Origin of the sequence: Sphingopyxis sp. USTB-05, from assembly GCF_023822045.1 — a bacterium.
GTDB lineage: Bacteria > Pseudomonadota > Alphaproteobacteria > Sphingomonadales > Sphingomonadaceae > Sphingopyxis.
Window position 1 is genome coordinate 721,466 of the sequence record NZ_CP084712.1, and the last position, 14,968, is coordinate 736,433.

The following is a 14,968-nucleotide window of genomic DNA, read 5'->3' on the forward strand; positions in this document are numbered from 1 at the left end:
GGAATAGAATAGTCGATGTGGTGAAATAAGGGAAGCCGCGCGCATGGTCAGGTTGTTGCTGGCGGCGCTCGGCTTTCTTCATGGCGTTGGCGGTGAAAATATGAAACTATTCGCGCCGATAGTGGGGTCGAACAAGCACAGCGTAAACGGAAAGCGGCTTTTCACAGGGGAGTTAAGATCATGCGGAACAATGTCGTCACGATCGTCACCACAGCCACCTTTATTGCCAGCCAGCTTGCCGTTCCTGCGATGCCGCAGGCGACGACGCTGCCGTACCCGCCGCCCGGCGGACCGCAGATCCAGCCACCGCGCCCCGGCTATGGCGATGGTTATGCGGGGACGATCCGCTGCGAATCGCGGAACAATCAGATGCAGCGTTGCAATGTCCGCACCAGCAATCGTGTCGACCTGCAGCGCGTCATCGGCGGACGTTGTTCGAAGGGCCGCGATTGGGGGTTCACCGCCAACCAGATATGGGTGTCGGGTGGCTGCCGCGCCGAATTCGCTTATGGCTATGCCAATGACGGCGGCTATCCGACGCCGCTTCCGCAACCTGTCGAAGATTATGCAGGCACGATAAACTGCGAATCGTGGAACTATAGCTATCAACAGTGCAACGTCCGCACGAATGATCGCGTCGAACTCACGCGCAAGATTGCGGGCAAGTGCAATGCCGGGCGCCAATGGGGTTACACCAGCGACTATATCTGGGTCGACAAGGGGTGCCGCGCCGAATTCGGCTATGGCTATCGCAATGTCCGCCCGCCCGAGAAGGATAAGGACAAGGGACCGAGCACGGGGCTGATCATCGGTGGTATCGTCGTGGCGGGCGGGCTGCTTGCGCTGCTTGCGAGCCAGAAAAAGAAGAAGGCCGACGGCGCGGCCGAGGAAAGCGCGACGACGCATCCGGCGAAGGGGCCGGCGACGCTCAGCGCCAATCTCAATAGCCTGCCCAGCGCATCGCGGCCTTCGGTGCTCAACTGCATGAACGATGCGGCCCGCCAGATCGGCATCACGGGCGGCACCCGGCTGTCGTACGACAAGCTGATCTCGCTCGAGCAGGGCAATGGCGGCTGGCGCATCCGCGCGGCGATGACCGCGACCTATCCTGACGGCGCGAAGCAGATCGAAATGTATTGCCGCGCGACGCCGACCGACATCATCCAACTCGACTTTACCTAGACAGGGGAGGGGCGTCCGCTATTCGGGTGGCGAATTTCGAGTAAAGCGGAGCGCAGCGGAATGATGAAGGAAGGCGGTCCGGCCGCGGCGCTATGGTCGCGGGCTTACCCGCTGCTGACGGTGACCGCGCTTTGCTGGGCCGGAAATTCGATCGTCGGGCGTGCGGCACGCGATCTGGTGCCGCCCGCCGCCTTGTCCTTCTGGCGCTGGACTTTCGCGCTCGCCTTGCTGCTTCCGCTTGCCTGGCCGCACCTCAAACGCGACTGGCCGGTGCTGCGCGCGAATTGGCAGATCGTGGCGCTGCTTGGCGCATTGGCGATCGGGTCGTTCAACATCCTGCTCTACACGGGCCTGCAAAGCACGACGGCGCTTAATTCGATGCTGATTCAATCGGCGTTGCCGGCGCTCGTGCTGGTCGTCGGCGCGCTGGTGATGGGCGACCGCACAACCCCGCGTCAGATCGCGGGCGTTCTGATTTCGCTTACCGGCGTGCTGGCGATCATCGCGCGCGGTGACGCGGCGATGCTGTGGGGGTTGCAGCTCAATATCGGCGACGCGATCATCGGCGGTGCGGTGCTGCTCTGGGCACTCTATTCGGTGCTGCTCCGCCGCCGGCCTGCTGTCCATCCTCTGAGTTTTCTCGCCGCATCGATGGCGGTCGGTATCGCGGTGATCGCACCCTTTTACGCGCATGAGCTGTGGTCGGGACGGCTGATCGTGCCGGCGACCGGCAGCGCGCTCGCCATCGCCTATGTCTCGATCTTTCCCTCGTTTCTCGCCTATCTTTTCTTCAATCGCGGGGTCGAGTTGATCGGTTCGGCGGCGACGGGGCAATATATGAATGTGATGCCGCTGATGGGGGCGGGGCTTGCGATGCTTTTCCTTGGTGAGAAGCTGCACCTTTTCCACGTCGCCGGGCTGGCCCTGATCGTTGCCGGAATATTGGTTGCCGGACGCCCGCAGCCTGCCGAGCAAGGCTAGGGTCAGGCCCTAGGCGAGCGCTTCCTCGACCTGCGCAAGACGGTCTTTGCCGAAGAACATCTCGCCGCCGACGAAGAAGGTCGGGATGCCGAACACGCCGCGCGCGACCGCGGCCTCGGTATTGGCGACGAGCTTGGCCTTGATCGCGGGTTCCTGCGTGCGCGCCAGGAGCGCGGGGCCGTCGAAACCGTTTGCCGAGAGGAAGGTCGCAATGACCTCGGGATCGTCCATTTTCAGCCCCTCCTCCCACATCGCGCGGTTCACCGCGTCGACATAATCGTCGAGATTATCCTCGTCGTCGGCGACGATCGCGCCGCGCATGATCGTCAGCGTGTTCACCGGGAAATGCGGATTGATGCGGAATTTGACGAGGCCGTGCTTGGCGATGAAGCGCCGCATCTCCAGATTTTCATAGGCCAGCTTTGCGGGTGCGTCGGCATATTGGATCATCGGCGCCTTGTTGCCCGTGGCCTTGAAGATGCCGCCCAGCAGGCAGGGCGTGATGACCAGATCGGCGCCGGTGCGATCGAGCAGTTCGGGCAGCGCCTTCATGCAAAGATAGGCGTTGGGGCTGCCGAAATCGAAGATGAGTTCGAGGCTCTTGGTCACCATTTTTCTCCCCAGGGGCGGAGGTCGAGTTCATGCGTCCACGCGCTTTTGGGCTGCTTGTGGAGCATCACATAATTGGCGGCGATGGCTTGCGGATTGAGAATGAGGTCCTGCACCTTGGCATTGTCAAAATCGGGGTGACGGCCCTTGATGAATTCGGTGTCGATCGCGCCGTCGATGACCGTGTGCGCGACATGGATGCCCTGCGGCCCCAGTTCGCGCGCCATCGATTGGGCGAGCATGCGGAGTGCGCCCTTCGCGCCCGAGAAAGCGGAAAAGCCCGATCCGCCGCGCAGGGACGCGGTCGCGCCGGTGAAGATGATTGTGCCGCGGCCGCGTGGGCTCATGCGTTTCGCCGCTTCGCGCCCCATCAGGAAACCGCCGAGGCACGCCATTTCCCAGACTTTGGTGTAAACGCGGACCGTCGTTTCGGTGATCGGGAAATTCACATTCGCGCCGATGTTGAACACCGCGACTTCGATCGGGCCGACCTCGGCTTCGACCTGGTCGAACAGTGCGATCATGTCATCTTCTTCGCGTGCGTCGCCGGGGAAGGCGCGCGCCTGATGGCCCGCGTCACGGATCGACTGCGCGAGCGTTTCGAGTTGGTCGGCATTGCGTGTCCGACGATTGACGCAGGCCGTCAGTCCTTCGGCGGCAAAGGCGCGGGCGATGGCGCCGCCGGTGGCGTCGCCTGCTCCGATGATGACGGCTGCGGGATTAGGCATGAGCGACTCTCCTCTTGCGCGGCATAGTAACTATGATAATCATAGTGACAAGAGGAAAGGTGACCTTTGCCCAAACGCGCGGATTTATTGGATACCCTATGTCCCGTCGGCCGGTCGGCCGAGCTTCTCGGCGATCGCGCGGTGCTGTTGATTCTGCGCGAGTTGCTGTTCGGGCGTCGGCGCTTCGAACTGATCGCGGCGAACACAGGGCTGGGACCGCAACTGGTATCGGCGCGGCTCAAGATGCTCGTTGCGGAAGGGGTCGCCGAGCGTCGCGTGTACAGCGAACGGCCGCTGCGCCATGATTATTGGCTGACCGACAAGGGCAAGGCGCTGTTCGATGTCCTGTACGCGATGCGCAACTGGTCCGAGCGCTGGGCCTATGCCGCGGGGGAAATCCAGGACGGGCCCGCGATCCGCTATGTTCACCGGACATGCGGTGCTGACGTCGGGACCGCGAAAATCTGTCCGGGGTGCGGCGCGGAACTCGGTTACGGCGATCTGAAAGGCGAGCCTTCGTCGGCGCTCAAGGCCGAACAGGCCGCACGAACGGCCTAGGTCAGGCTTTTTCCAGCGTGCATTGCAGGGGGTGCTGGTTCTGCCGCGCGGCATCCATCACCTGATTGACCTTGGTTTCGGCGACCTCATAGCTGAACACGCCGCACACGCCGACGCCCTGCTGATGGACGTGCAGCATTACCTGCGTCGCCTGTTCGATATCCATGTTGAAGAAACGCTGGAGCACCATCACGACGAATTCCATCGGCGTGTAATCGTCGTTGAGCAGCAGCACTTTGTACATCGAAGGCTTTTTCGCCTTCGCGCGCGTGCGTGTCGCGATCCCGACGCCGGGGGTGCCGGGCGAGCCGTCGTCCTTGTCCGACATGGCGCGGACCGGATGCATGGTCGAAACTGAAAACATCATGCTCAGGAATATCGCAAGCCGCGGGCGAAGCGCAAGAGGTGCGGTCGCGGATTTTAACCTCTTGTTCGCCAGCCGGATCGGGGCGCCCAAACAAGTACCGCCCGCTTCCCGGAGGAAGCGAGCGGCCTTGGGGTGTCGGCGCAGACGGGAGGGGAGGGGGAGAGTGCCCGCGCCAACGAAATGAAGGTGAAGTCGCTTAGGCGGCCTTCATCTTCGAAGTGATAACCGAAACGCGGTTCGAGATCGGCGCGAAGCTGTCGTTCGTCAGCTTGACGACGAGTTCGCTGGTCTTCGAGGTCTGCGCAACAGCGGCGTCGAACGCCTTCTTGCTGTTTTCGGCATAGAGCTTGAAGAAGTCGGCCGGGGTCTTGACGGCGGTGTAGCCCTTCAGCGCAGCGGTCGTGTCTTCGAAGCTCTTGCGAGCATAGGTCACGCCTTCCTGGCCCAGGGTTTCGATGCCCTTGGCAGCGATCTTCCCGGCTTCGACGAGCGCTTCGACGTTCGCCTTGTTGAATTCGACGGCTTCTTCAGCGAGCTTGCTGGTCTTGCTCATCGCTTCCTTCGCCTTCTCGTTGAAGTCGGCGGTCAGGGCTTCGGCGCGGGTCTTCGCTTCGTCGGCGAACTTCTTGACGGTGTCGTTCATGGTCTTGAATCCTTTGGTGGCGGCAGCAACCGGCTTCGGCGCAACCTTGGTCTTTGGGGCAATGGTCTTGGCAGCCGCCTTGGGGGCGGCCTTTTTTGCTGCCGGCTTTGCGGCTTTCTTTTGGACCGGCTTGGCCTTCGCCGTGACGGTCTTGGTCTTTACGGGCGCCGCAGTCTTTTCGGCTGCCGGAGCAGCAACAACCGGGGCCGCAGGAGTCGCCGCCGGCTTGGCGGGGGTTTCCAGCGTTGCGGCTTCGAAAGCCTTTTCGGCACTATCCATCTTGGTAGCCATCGGAACAACTCCTTTATGTTGCACTGCACAATATAGGAGCGGATCGGCGATTTCAAGAGAAATTTTGTGCAGTGCACAAAAATAGTCCGAGCGCCGGCCCGATGGGATTATATTCGCGAGATATTACCGCTGTTTGACGTAGCGTCCGGGGGCATCCTCGATCGCTTTTCTGCCGCCCTTTCCGGGGATGCGCGCGCCCTTTGCGGGGGTTTTTGCGCCGTCCTGCTGCGTAATCCAGTCAATCCAGTGCGGCCACCAGCTACCCTTGGTCTCGCTGGCGCCTGCAACAAATTCGTCGAGCGTTGCGGCGTTGCTGTCGCCGGTCCAATATTGATATTTGCCCGCGGCGGGCGGGTTGACCACGCCGGCGATATGGCCCGAGCCCGCGAGCAGAAAGGTCTTTGGCCCCGACAGATGATCCATCAACCGCCACACGCTGGCGGGCGGGGCGATATGATCCTCGCGTCCCGCCTGAATGAACGCGGGGGTCTCGATCTTCTTGAGGTCGACCGGGGTGCCCATCACCGACAGGCTGTTCGGGATTACCATGCGATTGTCGCGGTAAAGGTCCACCAGATATTGGCGGTGCCATTTGGCGGGCAGGTTGGTAACGTCGCCGTTCCAGTAGAGGAGGTCGAACGGCGGATAGTCGTTGCCGAGCAGATAATTGCTGACGACATAGTTCCAGATCAGATCGCGCCCGCGCAAGCTGTTGAAGGTCGCCGCCATATAGCGCCCGTCGAGGAATCCCGGTGCCGATAGCTGTTGGAGCAGCGCCAGATAGCTGTCGTCGACGAACATCTTGAGGTCGCCGGCATGTTCGAAATCGACCTGTGCAGTAAAGAAGGTCACCGACTTCACCTTGTCGGCTTCACCGCGCGCCGCCAACATCGCGAGCGTGGCGGCGAGGGTGGTGCCCGCGACGCAATAGCCGATCGTGTGGACATGCGGCACGTCCAGAAGCTCGCGGACCGTGTCGATCGCGTCGACCTGCCCTGCGATATAGTCGTCCCAGACGATCTCGCTCATCGACGCGTCGGCCGACTTCCACGATACCATGAATACGCTGAGCCCCTGTTCGACCGCCCAGGCGACGAAGCTCTTCGCGGGGTTCAGATCGAGGATATAGAAGCGGTTGATCCACGGCGGGAAGATGATGAGCGGGACGGTAAAGACGTCCTTTGTCGTCGGCGCATAGTGGATCAGCTGGTAAAGGTCGGTTTCGTGGATCACCTTGCCCGGCGTTGTCGCGATATTGACCCCGACCTCGAACGCGTCGGGATCGACATGGCTCAATTGCCCTCGCGACAAATCGTTGAGCATATGCTTCAGGCCCTTGAGCAGGCTCTCGCCCCGGGTCTCCACCGCGCGCTTGATCACCTCTGGATTGGTGAGGGCAAGGTTGGTGGGTGCCATCGCGTCAGCCATCGATTTTGCGGCAAATTCCATTTTCGCGCGTGCGGCGGGATCGGGGCCGTCGAGCTGGCGCGTGGTCGCGAGCATCTGTTCGGCGAGCAGGCCATAGGTCTGGCGGATCATCGCGAACACCGGATTGCCGGTCCAGTCGGGATCGGCGAAGCGGCGGTCCTTCGCATCGGTGGGCGGCGCGTCGGGGGCGATCGGCTGACCGATGCTGGCGAGAGAGGTCCAGAAGGCGACCCCCTGATCCCACATCTTAGACGATTGCTGCGTCCACATCTGCGTCGCCGGATTGTCGATCCATTTGGCGGGGTCGAACAGCGCGGCGGCGCTTGTATTGCCTTCGTTGACCTGGCCCAGCGCATAATCGAGCATCATCTGCTGTGCGCGGCCGATCACGCTCGCCCAATGCTGCATGTCTTCGGGGGATGGCAGGAAGGGATTCGGCGTCTCGATCGTGTCGTCTTTACCCGTATCGCTCATGCTCGTTCCTGCTGGTCAGTGCGGATAATATGCCTATAACAAGCCGCGATGCGGCTGGCGAGGCTGCCGCTCGCGTCAACCCACAAGTAACGCAAAGGAGTTGTTCTAGTTTCCCATGTCCGAAGATGAATTCTACCGCATCAAGCGCCTGCCGCCCTATGTCATCGCTGAAGTGAATGCGATGCGTGCGGCCGCCCGCGCCGCGGGAGAGGACATTATCGACCTGGGGATGGGCAATCCCGACCTGCCGCCGCCGGCGCATGTGATCGAAAAGCTGTGCGAAGTGGCGATGAAGCCCGACGCGCACGGATATTCGCAGTCAAAAGGCATTCCGGGCCTTCGCCGCGCGCAGGCCAATTATTACGGCCGCCGCTTCAACGTCGACCTTGATCCGGAAACCGAAGTCGTCGTGACGATGGGGTCGAAGGAAGGGCTCGCGAGTCTGGCGACCGCGATCACCGGCCCCGGCGACGTCGTGCTCGCACCGAACCCGAGCTATCCGATCCACACGTTCGGTTTCATTATCGCCGGTGCGACGATCCGCAGTGTCCCGACGACGCCCGACGAGAATTACTGGCGTGCCCTCGACCGCGCGATGGCCTTCACCGTGCCGCGGCCGTCGATCCTTGTCGTCAACTATCCGTCGAACCCGACCGCCGAAGCCGTCGACCTTGCTTTCTACGAGCGCCTGGTCGCCTGGGCGAAGGAGAATAAGGTCTGGGTTCTCAGCGACCTTGCCTATTCGGAGCTTTATTACGATGGCAATCCGACCCCCTCGATCCTGCAGGTGCCGGGGGCGAAGGACGTCGCGATCGAATTCACCTCGATGTCGAAAACCTACTCGATGGCGGGCTGGCGCATGGGTTTTGCGGTCGGCAACAAGCGGCTGATCGCAGCGATGACGCGCGTCAAATCCTACCTCGACTATGGTGCCTTCACCCCGATTCAGGCGGCCGCCTGCGCGGCGCTCAATGGCCCGCAGGATATCGTCCAGAAGAACCGCGATCTTTACCAGAAGCGCCGCGATGTGATGGTCGAAAGCTTTGGTCGCGCCGGCTGGGACATTCCCAGCCCGAAGGCGTCGATGTTCGCTTGGGCGCCGCTGCCGCCGGCGCTCAAGGAAATGGGCAGCCTCGAATTTTCGAAGCAATTGCTCACCCATGCCAAGGTCGCGGTCGCGCCGGGCGTCGGTTATGGCGAGGATGGCGAAGGCTATGTTCGTATCGCGATGGTCGAGAATGAACAGCGCATCCGGCAGGCGGCGCGCAATGTCCGGAAATTCCTCGCGATGCATGGCGTGAACACGCCGTCGGTTGCCGCCGGGGGATGATGGATCTCGACGCCGGCGCGATTGCGCAGACGATCCAGCTTTCGGTCACGCCGGTGTTTCTGCTGGTGGCGACCGGCAGCCTGCTCAACGTCATTGCCGGGCGGTTGGCGCGTGTCGTCGACCGTTCGCGCAATCTGATAGAGCGCTGGGCAGAGACCGAGGGCCTTGAGCATGAGCGCATCGTTGCCGAACTGCGCATCGCCGACCGGCGCATGGGGATCATCAACAATTCGATTCTCTCCGCCGTGGCGTGCGGGATCGTCGTGTGTCTGCTCGTCGCGTTGCTGTTCACGCAGGCCTTTACGGGCATCAACCTTGGTGTCGCGGCGTCGTGGGCCTTTGCGTTGGCGATGGTGCTGTTGCTCGTTTCGCTGATCCTCTTCCTTGTCGAGGTCCGGCTGGCGGTGCGCGCGATACACGTGCCCATGGAATTGCTCGAGCTTGAAGAAGGCTGGAAGAAGCGGCGCGACCGGCGCTGATAGACACAGGGCGGCGGCTGGTCGAAGCTTGCTCGCCAGCGCCGCATTTCTCCGCCACCTTGGGGTGAGACAGGGGAGAGATGTCATGCGAAACTATCGACTTTTGACGCCGCTCGTCGGGGCTGCAATGCTGGTAGCCGTGCCCGTCGTCGCCGCCGCACCCGACAAGGCCGTGGCCGCGGCGGTCGCCGACAAGAGCCGCCTCGCCGAAAATCGCAAGCTGGACGACGGTCGTCACCCCGCCGACGTGCTCGCCTTCGCTCAGGTCAAGCGCGGCTCGACCGTCGCCGACCTGCTCGCCGGAAATGGCTATTACAGCGAAATGCTGGCCGATCTCGTCGGGCCCAAGGGTACCGTCATCCCGATGAACCCGTCGGGTTTCCATGAGCCGGAAACCTGGGCCACGATCACAAAGGCCTATCCCAACATCGCGCCGATGGTGCGCCCGGTGAACACGATCGTGCTGGCGCCAAAGAGCGTCGACATGATTTTTACCCACCTCGCCTATCATGACCTCTACTGGCAGAGCGAAAAGTTCAAATTCCCGCGCGTCGAGGTCGATGCGATGCTCGTCAACTGGTTCAGCGCGGTGCGGCCTGGCGGATCGATAATCGTCGTCGACCATGTCGGCCCGGCGGGCGACACGCGCGAGCTGGTCGAGAAATTGCACCGGATCGACCCCGCGAAAGTGCGCGCCGACATGGAGCGCGCGGGTTTCGTCTTTGACGGCGACAGTGGAGCGCTGCGCATCACGGCCGACGATCACAGCAAGAATGTGTTCGACCCCGCGATCCGCGGTAAGACCGACCGCTTCATGATGCGGTTCAAAAAGCCGGCTTGAGCATCAGGGCGCGGTGCTGGCCCGATAGGTCGGCGCCCGTCGTACAGCATGCCGCTTTCCATTTCAGCCTGCAGCGTCGCCGCGTCCTTGCCCTCGACCTCGGGAAGCGGCGGCGGCAAGCAGCGAAATTTTTTGCATGCGCTGCACGCCGCCAGCCGTAGCGGCAATTGCAAACAGCGAATGGCAGGGCCGCGCAATGGCGTTGACATGAAGGGCGCGCGTCTGCTCCCATGGCGGTACGGGAGAAAATGATGAGCCAGAATGACGCGATGGCGGCCGCAGCGACGGCGCCTGCGGGAAGTGCGGCGACACCAGTCCGGCGGATGCTGTGGGTGCTGCTCGCGGTCTATATCCTGAACTTTCTCGATCGTCAGATCGTCAACATTCTCGCCGAACCGATCGCGCGTGACCTGTCGCTTTCGGACGCCGATATCGGGCTTCTCACCGGATTGGCCTTCGCGCTCTTTTATACTTTTCTTGGCATTCCGATCGCGCGTTACGCCGACAAGCCGTCGACGAACCGCATCGGACTGATCTCGGTCTCGCTCGCGATATGGTCGGGGATGACCGTGCTGTGCGGCATGGCCCAAAATTTCGTGCAATTGCTTCTCGCGCGGATCGGCGTCGGGGTGGGCGAGGCGGGTTGCACGCCCGCGGCGCATTCGCTGATCACCGACCGCGTCGATCCCGCCAAGCGCGCGTCAGCGATTGCCTTTTACGGTCTTGGCATTCCGATCGGCAGTCTGCTCGGGCTGATCGTCGGCGGCCTGATTGCCGACGAATGGGGCTGGCGCGTCGCTTTCATGGTCGTCGGCGTTCCCGGAATCCTGCTGGCGCTGGTTCTGCCGATGATGATCAAGGAAGTCCGTCACAAGGCGCCGGCCGACGCGCCCGCGCCGGCAACGGAATTCAGCGTCGCGGGCGCGCTCAAGGAAGTCTTCGGCACGCGCGCCTTTCTCTACATCGCGATCGCCTCTTCGATCACCGCCTTTCTTGGTTATGGCAAGGGTGTGTGGGCGCTGATCCTGTTTCAGCGCTCGCATGGCCTCAGTCCGGGCGAGACGGGGCTGTTGCTTGGCGTCGCGCTCGGGATCGCGGGCATTTTTGGTACCTGGCTCGGCGGCTATCTTGCCGACCGTTTCGGCAAGGTCGACCGGCGGCATATGCTGACGACGCCTGCGGTCGGCATGGCGATCGCCGCGCCGATCCTGTTCCTCGGATACTGGGTCGACGAATGGCACATTGCCATCGCACTGCTGTTCATTCCGACGGTGCTCAATGCCGCTTATTACGGGCCTACCTTTGCATGCGTCCACGGCCTCGTCCGGCCGCAGGCGCGCGCGATGGCAAGTGCGGTGATGCTGTTCCTGCAGAATCTGATCGGGCTCGGGCTCGGGCCGCTGCTGTTCGGCATTGCGTCGGAAATGCTCAAGCCCTCGGTCGGGGTCGAGAGTGTGCGCTATGTCCTTTATGGCGCGGCGTGGCTCGGTCTCATCCCCGCCTTCTTCTTTTGGCGCGCGAGCCTGCGTCTCAATGCCGAACTCAAGTCCGGTTAATAGGGCGGGTCGACCTTTGCGCGCTGGACCTTGGCGGCGTCGATCCACCAATTAAGGTCGTCGGCGAAGCGCGGGAACAGCCGTTCGAGCTGCTTCGCATCGTCGCCGGTGGGCTGGCCGTCGGCGTCGAAAAGCTTGCCGATGCGCGCCACAGGCAGGATCGACGAGATCACCGCCATTCCCATCTCGCCCAAAATGTCGCGCCACCCCATCATAGCGCGCACCCCGGAAAAGGAGCCGGCGGAATAACAGGCGATCGCCGCGGGTCGCCAGAACCATTCCTCCAGATAATGGTCGGTGAGGTTCTTGAGGCCCGGCTGAGGGCCCCAATTATATTCGCCGGTGACGAACAGGAAGCCGTCGGCGGCGCGGATCTTGCCCGCGAGTTCCTCCATCGCCGCCGGTGCCTCGCCCTTCGGATATTCTTTGTACATGCGGTCGAGCATCGGCAGGTCGACCGCCTTGGCGTCGATCAGTTCGGCGCGGTCGCCGCGCGTATTGATCGCATCGACCAGCCAGTTCACGAGCTTCAGCCCCTGCCGGTCGCGGCGATAGCTGCCATAAAAAACGAGGATGTGGCGGGACATTGTGGGTTCCTAGGGTCGGATGGTGATCGGGATGCCGTCGGGGACGATATCCCATAGCTGCTTTATCTCCGCGTTCGACAGCGCGATACAGCCATCGGTCCAGTCGCGCGCGATCGGCGGGCCGGGCCAGGCATTGGGCTGGCCGTGGATGAAGATATCGCCGCCGGGCGAGCGCCCCTTCGACTTTGCATAGGCGCCGTCGGCGGGGTTGGGGTAGGATATGCGCAGCGACAGATGATAGGCGCTCCCGGGGTTGCGACCGCTGATCGTATAGCGCCCCTCGGGCGTGCGCTCGTCGCCTTCGAATTGCTTGTGCCCAGTCGGCGCGTCACCGACGCGGATATTCTTGTAACGGACGATCTCGCGGTTCCCGGCATAGGCGATCAGCACGCGATCGCTCTTGTCGACGAGCAGCCGGTCGGCCTTGGTGCCCGCGGGCAGCGCAGGCTGCGAACTCGCGGCGCCGCAGGCGGCGAGGAACAGGCAGGCGGAAAGGGCGGTCAAACGCATCGTATAACCCTAAGACTTTGGGGGCGTCCGGCAAGTGGTTGCCAGTGCGTCGCCGCGGGCTAAGGTGGGTTTTGGGGGGATCGACATCATGACCATATATCGTACGCCGGACGCGCGCTTCGAAGGGCTGCCCGACTGGCCCTATGCACCGAAATATCTCGAGATCGAGGGCGGTCTTCGCGTCCATTATGTCGATGAGGGCGCGACCGATGCGCAGCCGGTGCTGATGCTGCATGGCGAGCCGACCTGGTCCTATCTTTGGCGCCATATGATCGGCCCCGCGACCGCGTCGGGCTTCCGCGTCGTTGCGCCCGACCTGATCGGTTTCGGCCGTTCGGACAAGCCACTGGACCGCGATGCCTATAGCTATGCCGCGCAGGTCGCGTGGATGCGGCAATGGATCGAGGCGCTCGACCTTCGAAATATCGTGCTCGCATGCCAGGACTGGGGTTCGCTGATAGGGCTGCGCCTTGTGGCCGAAATGCCCGAGCGCTTCGCCGGAGTCGCGCTTTCGAACGGCGGCCTTCCCGAAGGCCAGCCAGCACCTCGCGCGTTCGCGATCTGGCGCGCCTTCTCGCGCTACAGTCCGGTCTTCCCGATCGGCAAGATCGTCAAGGCGGGGGCCAAGCGCGAATTGAGCGATGCGGAAATCGCGGCCTATGATGCGCCATTCCCCACGCGGGCATCAAAGGTAGCGGCGCGCATCTATCCCTCATTCGTTCCGCTCGGCGACAATGTCGCGGTCCCCGATCAGAAACGCACGTGGGCGGCGCTTCAGGCGTTCGACAAGCCGTTCCTCTGCTGCTTCTCCGATGGCGATCCGATCACGCGCGGCGGCGATGCGCTGTTCACCGGACGTGTACCCGGAACGCAGGGCATGTCGCACCGCACGCTGACGGGCGGCCACTTCATTCAGGAGGATGATCCGGTGGGCTTCGTCGCGGCGATCCGCGACGTCGCCGCTGCCGGCGTCAATCGCTGAACGGGTCGCGGATCAGGATTGTGTCCTCGCGCTCGGGGCTCGTGGACACGAGCGCGATCGGGGTCTCGATCAGTTCCTGCACGCGCTGGATATATTTGATCGCCTGAGCGGGCAGGTCCGCATAGCTCCGCGCGCCCGCGGTCGATTCGTGCCAGCCGTCCATTTCCTCATAGATCGGCTCGACTTCGGCCTGGTCGGCGGCGTGCGCCGGGAAATAGTCGAGGATCTTTCCACGTAGCCGGTAACCGGTGCAGATGCGGATCGTGTCGAAGCCGTCGAGGACGTCGAGCTTGGTAAGCGCGATGCCCGTGACGCCTGACACAGCGCAGCTCTGGCGCACGAGTACCGCGTCGAACCAGCCGCAGCGGCGCTTGCGGCCCGTGACGGTGCCGAATTCATGCCCGCGCTCCCCGAGCCGCTGGCCGATCTCGTCCTCAAGCTCGGTCGGGAAGGGGCCGCTGCCGACGCGCGTCGTATAAGCCTTGGCGATGCCGAGCACGAAGCCGACAGCACCGGGGCCGAGGCCCGAGCCGCTGGCGGCGGTGCCGCTGACCGTGTTCGAGCTGGTGACGAAGGGATAGGTGCCGTGATCGACGTCGAGCAGCACGCCCTGCGCGCCTTCGAACAGGATGCGTGCGCCGGCCTTGCGGACCTTTTTCAGGCGCTTCCAGACGGGCTGCGCATATTCGAGCACATAGTCGGCAATTTCGGTGAGGTCGGCGATCAGGCGCTCGCGGTCGATCGGCGGCTCGCCGAAGCCGGCACGCAGCGCATCATGATGTGCGGTTAGACGATCGAGCTGCGGTTCGAGCTTGTCGAGATGCGCAAGGTCGCAAACACGGATCGCGCGGCGGCCGACCTTATCTTCATAGGCGGGACCGATACCGCGGCCGGTGGTGCCGATCTTGCCCGCGCCCGCAGCCGTTTCGCGCAGCGCATCTAGGTCGCGGTGGAAGGGAAGGATCAGCGCGCAATTGTCGGCGATCGCGAAATTCTCGGGGTTGATCGCAACGCCCTGGCCGCGCAGCTTGGTGATCTCGTCACGCAGCGCCCAGGGGTCGAGCACGACGCCGTTGCCGATGATCGACAACGTACCGGTGACGATTCCCGAGGGGAGCAAAGACAGCTTGTAGACCTGTTCACCGACGACGAGCGTATGGCCGGCATTGTGACCGCCCTGGAAGCGGACCACGGCGTCGGCGCGGCTGGCGAGCCAGTCGACGATCTTGCCCTTGCCCTCGTCGCCCCATTGCGACCCGATGACGGTAACATTTGCCATGATGCTGTCCTGCTGAACTGGGCCACAAAACGACCAGCGCCGGCCCGGCGCGGCCTTAGCGGATTTGGCCGCAGAGGCAACCCAAAGCGGGATGATTTTGCGACATTTGCGGGCAAGATTGCTTGCGCCGGGCCCTGTGGAGA

16 protein-coding genes are annotated in these 14,968 nt (G+C 63.0%); 8 read left to right on the forward strand and 8 right to left on the reverse strand.

Annotated elements, in window-relative coordinates; all coding sequences use genetic code 11:
• The first annotated feature begins 180 nt into the window (after positions 1-180).
• Both KEC45_RS03150 and KEC45_RS03155 read left to right on the forward strand, forming a co-directional pair.
• Positions 181-1,182, forward strand: coding sequence for a DUF3011 domain-containing protein (locus KEC45_RS03150; RefSeq protein WP_062184316.1), 1,002 nt, complete (start codon positions 181-183; stop codon positions 1,180-1,182).
• Positions 1,183-1,242: 60 nt separating this feature from the next.
• Positions 1,243-2,163, forward strand: a complete 921-nt coding sequence (locus KEC45_RS03155) for a DMT family transporter (RefSeq protein ID WP_062184313.1) — start codon at positions 1,243-1,245, stop codon at positions 2,161-2,163.
• Positions 2,164-2,172: 9 nt separating this feature from the next.
• Here KEC45_RS03155 and KEC45_RS03160 read toward each other — a convergent pair whose 3' ends face one another.
• Together KEC45_RS03160 and KEC45_RS03165 are read right to left on the reverse strand one after the other, a co-directional pair.
• Entirely contained in the window at positions 2,173-2,775 is a 603-nt protein-coding gene (locus tag KEC45_RS03160; protein ID WP_062184310.1) for a 2-hydroxychromene-2-carboxylate isomerase, read from the reverse strand.
• Positions 2,769-3,500: an SDR family oxidoreductase gene (locus KEC45_RS03165; RefSeq protein ID WP_062184307.1), complete on the reverse strand. Its 732-nt coding sequence runs from the start codon at positions 3,498-3,500 to the stop codon at positions 2,769-2,771. Before KEC45_RS03165 ends, KEC45_RS03160 begins: the two co-directional genes overlap by 7 nt.
• Positions 3,501-3,587: 87 nt before the next feature.
• Between KEC45_RS03165 and KEC45_RS03170 the strand changes: the two genes are divergently transcribed.
• A complete protein-coding gene (locus tag KEC45_RS03170) occupies positions 3,588-4,058 on the forward strand; it encodes a helix-turn-helix domain-containing protein (protein ID WP_238586735.1) in 471 nt (156 codons plus the stop codon).
• 1 nt (position 4,059) lies between these two features.
• On the opposite strand, the gene clpS is transcribed toward KEC45_RS03170, so the two are convergent.
• The 3 genes from clpS to phaC form a co-directional block, all read right to left on the reverse strand.
• Positions 4,060-4,425: an ATP-dependent Clp protease adapter ClpS gene (gene clpS, locus KEC45_RS03175; protein ID WP_062184301.1), complete on the reverse strand. Its 366-nt coding sequence runs from the start codon at positions 4,423-4,425 to the stop codon at positions 4,060-4,062.
• A 196-nt stretch (positions 4,426-4,621) separates the two neighbouring features.
• Entirely contained in the window at positions 4,622-5,359 is a 738-nt protein-coding gene (locus KEC45_RS03180; RefSeq protein WP_062184298.1) for a phasin family protein, read from the reverse strand.
• Between the two features lie 123 nt (positions 5,360-5,482).
• On the reverse strand, positions 5,483-7,261 hold the full coding sequence (gene phaC, locus KEC45_RS03185; RefSeq protein WP_062184295.1) for an alpha/beta hydrolase: 1,779 nt from the start codon (positions 7,259-7,261) through the stop codon (positions 5,483-5,485).
• 115 nt (positions 7,262-7,376) lie between these two features.
• Here phaC and KEC45_RS03190 point away from each other — a divergent pair, with 115 nt between their 5' ends.
• From KEC45_RS03190 to KEC45_RS03205, 4 genes are all read left to right on the forward strand, one after another.
• Positions 7,377-8,591, forward strand: a complete 1,215-nt coding sequence (locus tag KEC45_RS03190) for an LL-diaminopimelate aminotransferase (RefSeq protein WP_058536696.1) — start codon at positions 7,377-7,379, stop codon at positions 8,589-8,591.
• Positions 8,588-9,070 carry a DUF2721 domain-containing protein gene (locus tag KEC45_RS03195; RefSeq protein WP_252171483.1) on the forward strand — a complete coding sequence of 161 codons (483 nt, stop codon included), beginning with the start codon at positions 8,588-8,590 and terminating at the stop codon, positions 9,068-9,070. The genes KEC45_RS03190 and KEC45_RS03195 overlap by 4 nt, the downstream gene beginning before the upstream one ends.
• An 85-nt stretch (positions 9,071-9,155) precedes the next feature.
• Positions 9,156-9,911, forward strand: a complete 756-nt coding sequence (locus KEC45_RS03200; RefSeq protein ID WP_062184291.1) for a class I SAM-dependent methyltransferase — start codon at positions 9,156-9,158, stop codon at positions 9,909-9,911.
• Positions 9,912-10,162: 251 nt separating this feature from the next.
• Complete coding sequence (locus KEC45_RS03205) at positions 10,163-11,467, forward strand: MFS transporter (RefSeq protein WP_083435940.1); 1,305 nt, start codon at positions 10,163-10,165, stop codon at positions 11,465-11,467.
• Here the strand turns inward: KEC45_RS03205 and KEC45_RS03210 are convergent.
• Together KEC45_RS03210 and KEC45_RS03215 are read right to left on the reverse strand one after the other, a co-directional pair.
• Positions 11,464-12,054, reverse strand: coding sequence for an NADPH-dependent FMN reductase (locus KEC45_RS03210; RefSeq protein ID WP_062184288.1), 591 nt, complete (start codon positions 12,052-12,054; stop codon positions 11,464-11,466). The two genes, KEC45_RS03205 and KEC45_RS03210, sit on opposite strands and share 4 nt — an antisense overlap.
• 9 nt (positions 12,055-12,063) lie before the next feature.
• Positions 12,064-12,564 (reverse strand): murein L,D-transpeptidase family protein, encoded by a 501-nt coding sequence (locus KEC45_RS03215; protein WP_062184285.1) that lies wholly within the window; start codon positions 12,562-12,564, stop codon positions 12,064-12,066.
• An 88-nt stretch (positions 12,565-12,652) separates the two neighbouring features.
• Here KEC45_RS03215 and KEC45_RS03220 point away from each other — a divergent pair, with 88 nt between their 5' ends.
• The gene (locus KEC45_RS03220) at positions 12,653-13,546 is read left to right on the forward strand and encodes a haloalkane dehalogenase (protein ID WP_062186769.1); all 894 of its coding nucleotides are present in this window, start codon (positions 12,653-12,655) and stop codon (positions 13,544-13,546) included.
• On the opposite strand, the gene KEC45_RS03225 is transcribed toward KEC45_RS03220, so the two are convergent.
• On the reverse strand, positions 13,536-14,825 hold the full coding sequence (locus KEC45_RS03225) for an adenylosuccinate synthase (protein ID WP_062184281.1): 1,290 nt from the start codon (positions 14,823-14,825) through the stop codon (positions 13,536-13,538). The two genes, KEC45_RS03220 and KEC45_RS03225, sit on opposite strands and share 11 nt — an antisense overlap.
• Positions 14,826-14,968: the final 143 nt, after the last annotated feature.